The organism is Microcystis sp. LEGE 08355, assembly GCF_015207185.1.
GTDB classification, from domain to species: Bacteria; Cyanobacteriota; Cyanobacteriia; order Cyanobacteriales; family Microcystaceae; genus Microcystis; species Microcystis panniformis.
The window spans coordinates 1-11,296 of sequence record NZ_JADEXI010000100.1; the positions used below are offsets into that span (position 1 = coordinate 1).

An 11,296-nucleotide genomic window follows, 5' to 3' on the forward strand; every position below is an offset into this window, starting at 1 on the left:
GCTTATCCCTAGGTAAATCCTTGCAGGAGTGCCATTATACCAGATAGTTTCTCTCTGCATGGTTTATTTAATAAGCTCTGCTGATGAATGAAAAAAAAAAAAAATAAACGGAACTTATAATTATTCGCCTCTACAATCTAAGCATTATCCCTAACCAGTGCTAAATTTTCTGACATCCAAGCTTGATTAATGGTTTTGCTGTCTCTAGAGACAGTTTTCTCCACTATTCGCTTACTTATCAACTTTATCTAACTCGAACTAAGTTTCGGGTGGATTCCCTATTGACTCTGTAATATCTTTTTCACACGAGGTATATCATGGCTATCATCTACGTTAAATCCGGTTCTACTGGTAATGGTTCCGCTTGGAATAATGCTTATGGCAGTTTAGCAAGTGCTATTACAGCAGCACAATCTACTGATGAAATTTGGGTGTCTGCGGGGACGTATAAACCCACGACGGGAACTGACAGAACCGCGAGTTTTACCCTAAAAAATAATGTCGGGATTTATGGGGGATTCGCAGGGACGGAAACTGCCCGAGATCAGCGAAATATTACCACAAATGTCACGATTTTAAGCGGTGAAATTGGTGTAGCGGGGATTGCCGATAATGTGTATCATGTCGTGACAGGAAGTAGCACCAATAACACGGCAATTCTCGACGGTTTTACGATTACGAAGGGGAATGCTAACGGTACGACGGGAAATCAGGGTACTGGTGGCGGAATGTACGTCAATAATGGCAGTCCTACCGTCAGAAATACAGTTTTTATTGATAACAATGCTACTTCTGGAGGTGGATTATACAACGAACAGGGTAGCAATCCTTTTCTGTCGGATGTGCGGTTTGAATTTAACACTGCTACGGATGGAGCAGCGATTTATAATCGTTTGAGTAGTCCCTTCATTACTAATGCCACTTTTCGACTGAATACGGCGGTTAATAACGGTGGTGCGCTTTACAATGCTAGTAGCAGTAGTCCTACGATAACTAACGCTGTTTTTACCCGAAATACAGCGACTACAGCCGATGGGGGTGCGGTTTACAATATCTCAAGTCTTCCTAATTTCACTAATACTGATTTTAGTGGGAATGTGGCGGCGCGAGGAGGCGCAATTTCTAATAATTCTAGTACCGTTGGTTTAAGTAATAGTATTATCTACGGAAACCAAGATCGACGGGGTACGGGACCGGAAATTTTTAACAGTGGTGGGACGATTAATACGAACAATAGCATCATTAAGGGCGGTGTCTTTAATGGTACGGATGTTGATCCCAAGTTTGTTAATGCGAGTGGGGATGATTTACGCCTATTAGCAGGTTCTCCTGCGATTGATGCTGGTAATTCTGCCTCATTACCAACGGATCGTCAAGATATTGACTCAGATGGCAATACTACAGAAGCTACACCTTTAGATTTAGCGCGTAATCCCCGTATTGCGGGTTCTAGTGTGGATATTGGCGCGTTTGAGGGTGCAACTACGCCACCAACAGCGACTAAGCGGATTATTTATGTTAACGCAGCAGCGACGGGGGGTAATAGTGGTACTTCTTGGACGAATGCGTTTACTGATTTACAAGCGGCGTTAAATGCTGCACCCTTATTAGGGGATGAAATTTGGGTTGCTGCGGGTACTTATAAACCGACGACAACCACAGACAGGACGGCAACTTTTACCCTGAAAAACCAAGTTAAGGTTTATGGGGGTTTTGCTGGAACTGAAACGACTTTAGAGCAGCGAAATGTTACCAATAATGTCACTATTTTAAGTGGTGATATTGGTGGAACAACCAATAATCAGGATAATTCTTATCACGTTGTTACTGCTAGTTTTACCACTAATACAACGGTGTTAGATGGGTTTACTATTGTAGCAGGTAATGCCAATGGTACGGGAACGGATCAAAATAATGGCGGTGGTATTTTTATCAATGATGGTACTCCGGTTTTGAGTAACCTAATTTTTGATAATAATAATGCTAGTAATTTTGGTGGTGGATTATTGAATACAGGTGCAAGTAATCCTACCTTAACTAATGTCACTTTCCGTAATAACAATGCTGCTATTGGTGGCGGTATTTATAACACGGGTAGCAGTAATCCTACCCTGACAAATGCGACATTTACTAGCAATAATGCCAGTATTCAAGGTGGTGCGATTTACAACAATAGTAGTAATCCCACTCTCAATACTGCTACTTTTACCAACAATACAGCCACTAATAATGGTGGTGCGATTTTCAATAGCAGTAGTAGTCCTACCCTTAATAATGTCACCTTTACTAATAACCGAACAACATCTAACGGTAATGGTGGAGCAATTTTCAATAGCAGTAGTAGTCCTACCCTCAATCAAGTCAGCTTTCAACAAAATAGTTCTACCTACGGTGGCGCAATCTACAATACCAGTAGCAGTCCTATTCTAACTGATGTAACTTTTGGTAGTAATAGTGCTAGTTATCAAGGTGGTGCTATTTATAACAACAGTAGCTATACAGCAGGGGGGACTAATTTTCATCTAACACGAGTTACTTTTACTAACAATAGTGCTAGTTATCAAGGGGGTGCAATCTATAACACCAGCAGTAATCCCAGAATGACCAATATAACCTTTACTGGGAATACGACTACTGATCCAGCTAATGGTGGAACTGGAAGTGATCAAGGAGGGGCAATTTACAACACGAATAGTAATCCCACTATCAATAGCACTACATTTAGTCAGAACAGTGCAAATAGCGATGGTGGTGCTATTTATAATTACGGTAGTGGCCCAACTTTGACTGATATTACCTTCACCAACAACAGTAGCGTTAATGGTTCTGGTGGCGCAGTTTACAACACATATTACACCACTGCTACTTTAACCAATGCCAACTTTAATTTGAATAGTGCTAACAATGGTAGTGGTGGTGCTATCTTTAATACTCTTTTGCCTGGGTATACTGGCAGTGGCAGTGTCATTAATCTAGTTCAGAATAGTTTCCAACAAAACAGTGCTAGTAGTGGTGGAGCCATTTACAACAATAGCAGTAGTTCCAATCTAACTAGTGTTAGCTTCAGTCAAAATACTGCTAGTAGTGGTGGTGGCGCTATTTTTTCTACAAGTAGCAATTCTACCCAAACTAATGTTACCTTCAGCCGTAATAATGCAACCAGTCAAGGGGGAGCAATTTGGATTAATGGAGGTGGTGCTAATACCTTAGTTAACACCAGCTTTTATGGCAATGCGTCCAGTAGCGGTAGTGCTATTTGGAGTGGTGGAACTACCCCTACTCTCCGTAATAGCATCATTTGGGGACATGGAGGAACAGCTATTCAAGGAAGTGCTACCATCACCAATAGTATCGTACAGGGAGGATATACCGGAACAGGAAACGTCACCGTTGATACTACAACTCTTGCAACTGCAATATTTGTTGATCCCAACTTCGATGACTTACGCTTAAAAAGTGGTTCCCCTGCGATAGATGCAGGTAGCAATACTTTCCTCCCCGCAGACATTCGAGACTTAGACAAAGACGGAAACACTACCGAACCCCTCTCCCAAGACTTAGGGAATAATCCTCGCATTAACGGTACTACCGTTGATATCGGTGCTTTTGAATTTACAACTCCCGTCAATCAACCTCCTGTTATCACCAATAAAACCTTTACCATTGCTAAAAGTATTGCGGTGGGTGCTACCGTTGGTACAGTCCCCATTAGTGACCCAGAAAATAACCCTTTCACCGTCAGTATTACTAATGGTAATACCGACACAGATAACGACGGCACTCGTCCTTTTGCCATCAGTAACGCCGGAGTAATTACTGTTACTGACCCCGGCGATTTTGGCACAAATACAAGCTTTAATCTGACCATTGCCGCTAATGATGGTAGCGCGACAGGAACAGGTAATGCAGTTATCAACTTAAATAGTCCGCCTACTGTTAATAACGCCACCTTTTCTATTGTTAACAATAGTGCGGTGGGTGCTACCGTTGGTACTGTCACCGCCAGCGACCCTGAAAACAATCCCTTGACATTTAGCATTACTAATGGTAATACCGACACAGATAACGACGGAACTCGTCCTTTTGCCATCAATAACTCAGGGGTAATTACCGTTACCGACCCCGGTGATTTTGGCACAAATAACAGCTTTAATTTAACCGTCACTGCTAATGATGGTAACGCCACAGGAAACGGTGCAATTGTTGTTAACCTAACCAGTCCTGTTAACCGTCCCCCAGTGGTTAATGATGCTATTTTCAGCATTTCTAAAACCAGTCCTAACGGTACAGTCGTCGGGACAATTAACGCCACTGACCCCGACAATAACCCCTTAACCTACAGTATCACCGCCGGAAATCCCGATACTGATGGGGACACTATCAAAGCCTTTGCTATTAGTAACACTGGCGTAATTACCGTTACCGATACTAATGATGTCAGCGCACAAACTAACCCCTTTAACCTGACAATTCAAGCCAGTGACGGCGCTTTAACCGATACGGGTATCGCTACCGTTAACCTAAATAATGTCAATCCTCTCAGCTTCCAACTGAAACTCTATGAGGATAATAACGGGACAATTGGCAGTGAAATCACCGGGAACAATCCCATTCTCGGTAATAGCTTCTTTGCGGAAATTCTCGTCGGTGATATTCGTACCAATGCAGCAGGATTAATCATTAATTCCCTTGATTTTGGCTTCGCCGCCGATGTTGCTCAAAATATCAATAACTTTGCTGATATTAGCAATGTTAATAGTCCTTTAATTACCTCTAATTTCCCCCTATTCCGAGGCGGTACTTTAGATAATACTAACGGATTAATTGATAACCTAAGCGGTGGTGCAGTCCCCGAAGCAAGTCAAGGTACAGCGATTGGTATTAATCAACTTTCTCGCTTTGGTTTACTCCGATTTAACGTCGTTGGAACGCGGGATAATTCAAACCTAAATCTAACTTTTGACCCCAATCAAATTGGTTTTGCTGATGGCACATTTGCTGATCCTAATGGTACTTTAAGCTTAACCCGTAATATCATCATCAATGATGCTCCCATCGTCGGTACTATTAATAACGTCAACCTCGCCGAAAGAAGCGCAGCAGGTACAGTAGTAGTAGCTGGTAACTTAGTCGAAGCAACCGATGATAATTACGGACAAACTCCCACCTTTAGCCTCAGTACCTCTCCTAAAGATGGCTCAGGAAATAACCTTTTTGCCATCAATGCAACCACCGGAGAAATTACCCTCACTCAAGCAGGTGCTAACACCATCGACTATGAAAGTGGAGTAATATCCTATCAATTGGGAGTCAAAGCAACCGACGGTTATAAACTCTCTACAGAAAAGACATTTAACGTTAATATTACCAACGTTAATGAAGGGACAATAGTAGTAGATAAAACTGCTGTTACCTTCGGGACAAAACTCTCCCAATACCGACAAGGTGCAACCGATAGCCTTTTTGTCCGTCCCAACTTTGCTGACAAAACCCAATACATTGATATTACTAATACCGCAGTGGGAACTAATGATGTACTCGCTATTGCTGGTATTACTATTAATGCACAAAATGTCACCACAGATGCCAATTTTGCCAATGGAGACATACTGCTAAACCCCGGACAAACTCGCCGGATTGCTTTAACTTATGCACCCAAAGCAGCGCGAGAAAACTTCAATTTGGCTAACGGCTTAGTCATCAATAGTAATGCTCAAAACAATTCCGCTTTGAACATTCAACTAACCGGAAAATCAACCTTTAACAGTGATATTTCCTACGATGGCAAAGTCAATTTAACCGACTTAAACACCTTACAACGTCCGGGGTTATTTGGTAGTATTAGTGGACAAACCAACTATGACCCTACTGCTGATATTACCGGAGATGGAAGAATTAATCTGGCGGAATTAGTTCCCTTCAATTCCGAATTTGGGTTAGTTATTTAGATTAACTCTGTAGGTTGGGTTGACCCAAGAAAACCCCATCTTCGTAGGTTGGGTTGACCCAAGGAAACCCAACCATTCCGGTTAATTACAATAGGTTTTGATGGGTTAGCGCACTTCCTAACCCATCCTACAAAATAAAGGTTCAGGTAAGGGTTCATTATCAGACCATTGGATTACCATGGGATATTTAATTTGTGCCATTTTCTTGATTCCTCTTACCTTCTTTTTCTTGATACAGTTTGGCATCGGTACTGTCTTTTCCAGAAACAGTAACTTTACCAGAGTACAAATGATGTACCCAGTTAGTGTGACTTCCCTTGCCGGGTTGTAGAGCGTTGGGTTTCATGCTTCAACCCAACCTACGTTCTTTACCAGAGTACAAATGATGTACCCAGTTAGTGTGACTTCCCTTGCCGGGTTGTAGAGCGTTGGGTTTCATGCTTCAACCCAACCTACGTTCATCTTATATTTAATTCCACCCACCTACTTAGTGTGACTTCCCTTGCCGGGTTGTAGCATTTGTTTTAACTCGCTAACTTTTTTAACTCAGGAGAACTACATTATGTCTAGTCTGACTACTCAATTTAACCTCAAAACTGATAATAGTGGCCTACCTGGAACTATTATTAATAGTCCTCTTCGTTTAGGGGATAGATTTTTTGTAGAAATTTTAATGGAAAATAGTGATATTAATCCGGTCGGTATCACTAGCAGTGCCATTAATTTATCCTTCGATCCTCGCTCAATTCAAAACATCGACAATCCTTTCAATCCCTTAGATATCAATAGTCCTCTTGTTACCTCTAGTTTCCCCGTTGGACGCACGGGAATCTTAGACAATACCAATGGTTCAATTACTAACTTAGGCGGCGGTTCTTTCACCTTAGCCGGTATTGGTTCACCTCTGGGAATTAATCAATTGGATACTTTTAGTTTATTGCACTTCCAAGTAATCGGCAATGGTAATTCTAGTCTGGTACTTAATATTGATTTATCTCAAACTGGTTTTAGCGATGGCAGTGTTGCCAGTTATTCTGGTAATCAAAGTCAGTTTATAAAAATAGTTCAAGTGGATTCATCGATAGCTATTCCCGAACCTTCTACAATTTTGGCAATGGTAATATTAGGGTTAGGTGTATTGCTGTCTAAAAAGCGCAATCAAGACAATAGTAATGATGGTTAATTGATATTTTTCGGGGATGTAAGCGATCGAGTTTACATCCCCGTGTATAGTTTAGTCAACTTGGTTCATTATGCAAATCGATGTTACACTTAGCTGGAAACCTTATCCGGCAAGGGATTAATTCAATTTAGAAAGGTGTTTCAATCCCTTAAGCTCCCGATAAACCGCCGAGAAGCATACCAAACTCAGAAGAGCCATTTTCGGTGACAGCCTTATCTTTAAGAAAGCTGCAACAAAAAAAGGACACAAGTTACCTTGTGTCCTTCCCGAAGCTAAGAACTTAATTTTTATTTAGCGTCGGAGAATTCCGCATCGATGACATCATCGCCACCACCAGCACCACCAGAGGGGCCATTGTTATCATTGCCACCGGGGGGATTGCTAGGGGGCGCTTGCTGATACATACTGCTACCGATCGCGTAGAGGGCTTGTTGTAATTCCGGTAGGATGGTTTTGATCTTATCATCATCGTCTTGAGCGATCGCTTCTTTCAGGTCTTTAATCAACCCTTGGGCTTTATTTTTCTCAGATGGAGGAACCTTATCGCCTAACTCTTCCAACTGCTTCTCAGCTTGATAAACGAGGGAATCAGCTTGATTTTTGCGTTCAATGCGTTCGCGACGTTCCTTATCCACCGAGGCGTTCGATTCTGCCTCATTTACCATGCGTTCCACTTCATTTTGGGGCAGGGTAGAAGCGCCGGTGATGCTGATCGATTGTTCTTTTCCTGTACCTTTATCCTTAGCGGTGACATTGAGAATACCGTTAGCATCGATGTCGAAGACCACTTCGATTTGAGGCACACCACGAGGAGCGGGAGGGATGCCATCGAGTCGGAAAGTTCCCAAACTCTTGTTATCTTTGGCCATTTCCCGTTCCCCTTGCAGAACGTGGATTTCCACGTTAGTTTGTCCATCCACTGCCGTGGAGAAAACTTCCGATTTTTTGGTGGGAATAGTGGTGTTGCGGGTAATAATCCGCGTCATCACACCGCCGAGGGTTTCCACACCCAAAGACAGGGGCGAAACATCAAGCAGAAGAATATCTTTGACTTCACCGGCGAGAACACCACCTTGAATAGCGGCACCGACGGCTACCACTTCATCGGGGTTAACGCTTTGGTTAGGATCTTTGCCCAGAACTTTTTTAACTAATTCCTGGACGGCGGGAATCCGGGTTGAACCACCGACGAGAACCACTTCATCGAGGGCAGATTTATCGATTTTGGCATCACGGATGGCATTTTCGACGGGAATCCGACAGCGATCGATTAAATCGGCGCAAATTTCCTCAAATTTAGCTCTGGTTAAAGTGGTATCTAGGTGTTTTGGTCCTTCGGCGGTAGCGGTGATGAAGGGCAGGTTAATTTCCGCTTGGGTAACGCTAGAAAGTTCAATTTTGGCTTTTTCTGCCGCTTCTGTGAGACGTTGCAGGGCTTGTTTATCTTGACGGAGATCTATTCCTTCAACTTTTTTGAATTCTCCGGCTAGATAATCGACGATTTTTTTATCGAAGTCATCACCACCGAGATGAGTATCTCCAGAGGTAGCAAGAACTTCAAAGACACCATCACCCACTTCTAGAACCGATACGTCAAAGGTTCCCCCACCCAAGTCAAAAACAAGAATGGTTTCGTTAGCTTTTTTGTCTAATCCGTAGGCAAGAGAGGCGGCAGTGGGTTCGTTGATAATGCGGAGAACTTCAATCCCGGCAATTCTACCGGCATCTTTGGTGGCTTGACGTTGGGAGTCATTAAAATAAGCGGGTACGGTGATGACTGCTTGGGTAACGGTTTCGCCGAGGTATTTACTGGCATCTTCCACCAGTTTCCGCAGTACCTGGGCGGAAATTTCTTCGGGGGCGAATTGTTTGCCCTGGGCGGGACAGTCTAATTTAACGTTGCCGTTGCCATCCTGGAGAGTTTTGTAGGATACTTCTGTGGCTTCGTTGGTAACTTCGTTGAATTTCCGGCCGATGAAGCGTTTGACGGAATAAAAGGTATTTTGCGGGTTCATTACCGCTTGACGTTTGGCGATTTGTCCTACTAGGCGATCGCCACTTTTGGCGTAGGCGACGACTGAGGGCGTAGTTCTAAACCCTTCGGCGTTGGCGATAACGGTTGGTTTACCCCCTTCCATAACTGCGACGCAGGAGTTAGTCGTCCCTAAGTCAATTCCAACTACTTTTCCCATAATCTTTGTGCTGCTCCGATACAAATTATAGTGACTTCTAGAATCGGAACTGTACTCGGTTTTTAGGCGATACCCACCCCTATCAGTTCCTTTGTTATCTCTATAGTGCAAAATAACCCCGCTTTCTCGATAGTGTAGGTATCCGAACCTTTTTGGTAGTATTACAGTAGTCGGTAAACCTGCGGTGAAAGTCAAAAATTCTCCTGGGGGGCAGTCTGAGGGAGTAATTTAGATAGTCAACAGCTTATCCTCTGTGTTAAAACACGATCGCCGATAACAATTTATTCAATTCATCGCAGAATCTCAATTGCGTTATTTTGGTTGTATCGGCTTTTTATTTGATTATTTCATAAAAACTATGACTTACGAAACTCTGGAACTTTCCACACCAACACCGATTTTATCTTGGGCGGGCCATGAATTGGGACTCCAAGAAACCCAAATGGCCAAAAATGTCGCTTCCCTACCTTTTGTTTATAAACACATTTCTTTAATGCCCGATGTTCACTTGGGTAAAGGCGCTTTAGTCGGTTCGGTGATTGCCACCAAAGATGCCGTAATTCCTGCCGCCGTCGGAGTCGATATCGGTTGCGGCATGGCTGCCCTAAAAATGCCTTTTACTGGTGAACAATTGCAGGGAAAACTTAAAAAAATTCGCCTCGATGTGGAGGCGAATATTCCCGTCGGTTTTGCTGAAAATAAGGAAGTGGATAGGGATGTAACTAAATGGCCAAAATGGGCGGAATTTAAACAGATTCATCGAGGGGTACAAAACCTAGAAAAAAAAGCCCTTAAACAAATGGGTTCTCTGGGGGGTGGTAATCACTTTATCGAAATTTGTTTAGATACAGATAATCAAGTTTGGTTAATGCTCCATTCCGGTTCTAGAGGTATTGGTAATCAACTGGCCCAATGTCATATTGATACTGCCAAAGAGTTAGCCAAACTAGCAGAAGGTAAATTACCCGACCTCGATCTGGCCTACTTTGTCGCCGGTACAGAAGAATTTACCGCCTACTGGCATGACCTACAATGGGCCCAGGAATATGCCCGTTATAATCGGGAAATTATGATGGCTAGATTTAAACGCATTGTTGAAAAACATCTAGCGGGAGGCAAACCAACTAAACCCCTCTTAGTAGTTAATTGTCATCACAATTATGCCGAAAAAGAAATTCATTTTGGGGAGGAGGTTTATGTCACCCGAAAAGGAGCCGTCCGCGCCAGAGAAACCGATTATGGTATTATCCCCGGTTCCATGGGAGCGCAATCTTATATTGTTAAAGGCAAAGGAGAACATAATAGCTTCTGTTCCTGTTCCCACGGGGCCGGGCGCTTGATGTCGAGAAATCTGGCTAAAAAAACCTTTACTCTTGATGATTTAATCGCCCAAACCCAAGGGGTTGAATGCCGCAAAGATGAGGGCGTTATTGATGAGATTCCGGGAGCTTATAAACCGATCCAACAGGTGATGAATCAACAGGCTGATCTAGTGGAAATTGTCGCCACTCTCAAGCAGGTGATGTGTGTCAAAGGTTAAAAATCATGGCAAGAGCGATCGATTTTTGTCTTTTTTTCCCTAGCATGAAAAAGATAGGAATCGATCGAGGATTATAAGCGATGAGTCTGACTATTGCTGCCCAATTAGCACAAATTCCCGCCCATCATCTCAATATCATGGGCTATGTGGATGAATCCGCCGTTAACGGTCCCGGTTGTCGGGCCGTGGTCTGGGTACAGGGTTGTTCTCGCGAGTGTCGAGGTTGTTTTAATCAAGCTTCCTGGTCCTTCGAGATCAATCAATTAATTACTGTTGAGTCTCTAGCTGCCAAAATTTTGGCTAATCCCCGCAATAGCGGCCTAACTTTCTCCGGGGGTGAACCTTTTTGGCAAGCAAAAGCCTTGACAGAATTGGCTAATACCATTTTTCATAAGTAATGGCAGAGATGGTTAATCGCCCTCACCCCTAACCC

The 11,296-nt window shown here is 43.1% G+C and carries 5 protein-coding genes and 1 pseudogene; 4 read left to right on the plus strand and 2 right to left on the minus strand.

Annotated features, from left to right (window positions below; all coding sequences use genetic code 11):
• The first annotated feature begins 317 nt into the window (after positions 1-317).
• Positions 318-5,948 (plus strand): cadherin domain-containing protein, encoded by a 5,631-nt coding sequence (locus tag IQ242_RS07415; protein WP_228020868.1) that lies wholly within the window; start codon positions 318-320, stop codon positions 5,946-5,948.
• Between the two features lie 187 nt (positions 5,949-6,135).
• Here the strand turns inward: IQ242_RS07415 and IQ242_RS07420 are convergent, their stop codons facing one another.
• Positions 6,136-6,294 carry a hypothetical protein gene (locus IQ242_RS07420; RefSeq protein ID WP_172970556.1) on the minus strand — a complete coding sequence of 53 codons (159 nt, stop codon included), beginning with the start codon at positions 6,292-6,294 and terminating at the stop codon, positions 6,136-6,138.
• 216 nt (positions 6,295-6,510) lie between these two features.
• On the opposite strand from IQ242_RS07420, the gene IQ242_RS07425 reads away from it, so the two are divergent.
• Positions 6,511-7,131, plus strand: a complete 621-nt coding sequence (locus IQ242_RS07425; protein WP_193959527.1) for a PEP-CTERM sorting domain-containing protein — start codon at positions 6,511-6,513, stop codon at positions 7,129-7,131.
• Positions 7,132-7,418: 287 nt separating this feature from the next.
• On the opposite strand, the gene dnaK is transcribed toward IQ242_RS07425, so the two are convergent.
• Positions 7,419-9,323: a molecular chaperone DnaK gene (gene dnaK / locus IQ242_RS07430; RefSeq protein ID WP_193959528.1), complete on the minus strand. Its 1,905-nt coding sequence runs from the start codon at positions 9,321-9,323 to the stop codon at positions 7,419-7,421.
• A gap of 358 nt (positions 9,324-9,681) precedes the next feature.
• Here dnaK and IQ242_RS07435 point away from each other — a divergent pair, with 358 nt between their 5' ends.
• Positions 9,682-10,863 carry an RtcB family protein gene (locus IQ242_RS07435; protein WP_193959529.1) on the plus strand — a complete coding sequence of 394 codons (1,182 nt, stop codon included), beginning with the start codon at positions 9,682-9,684 and terminating at the stop codon, positions 10,861-10,863.
• Positions 10,864-10,943: 80 nt separating this feature from the next.
• A pseudogene (locus tag IQ242_RS07440) lies at positions 10,944-11,258 on the plus strand (4Fe-4S single cluster domain-containing protein); the annotation flags it as partial.
• Positions 11,259-11,296: the final 38 nt, after the last annotated feature.

Excerpts from the sequence above, each read along its gene's own strand:
- IQ242_RS07415 (WP_228020868.1), top strand. The coding sequence starts at position 318 with ATGGCTATCATCTACGTTAAATCCGGTTCTACTGGTAATGGTTCCGCT.
- IQ242_RS07420 (WP_172970556.1), bottom strand. The coding sequence starts at position 6,294 with ATGAAACCCAACGCTCTACAACCCGGCAAGGGAAGTCACACTAACTGG.
- IQ242_RS07425 (WP_193959527.1), top strand. The coding sequence starts at position 6,511 with ATGTCTAGTCTGACTACTCAATTTAACCTCAAAACTGATAATAGTGGC.
- dnaK (WP_193959528.1), bottom strand. The coding sequence starts at position 9,323 with ATGGGAAAAGTAGTTGGAATTGACTTAGGGACGACTAACTCCTGCGTC.
- IQ242_RS07435 (WP_193959529.1), top strand. The coding sequence starts at position 9,682 with ATGACTTACGAAACTCTGGAACTTTCCACACCAACACCGATTTTATCT.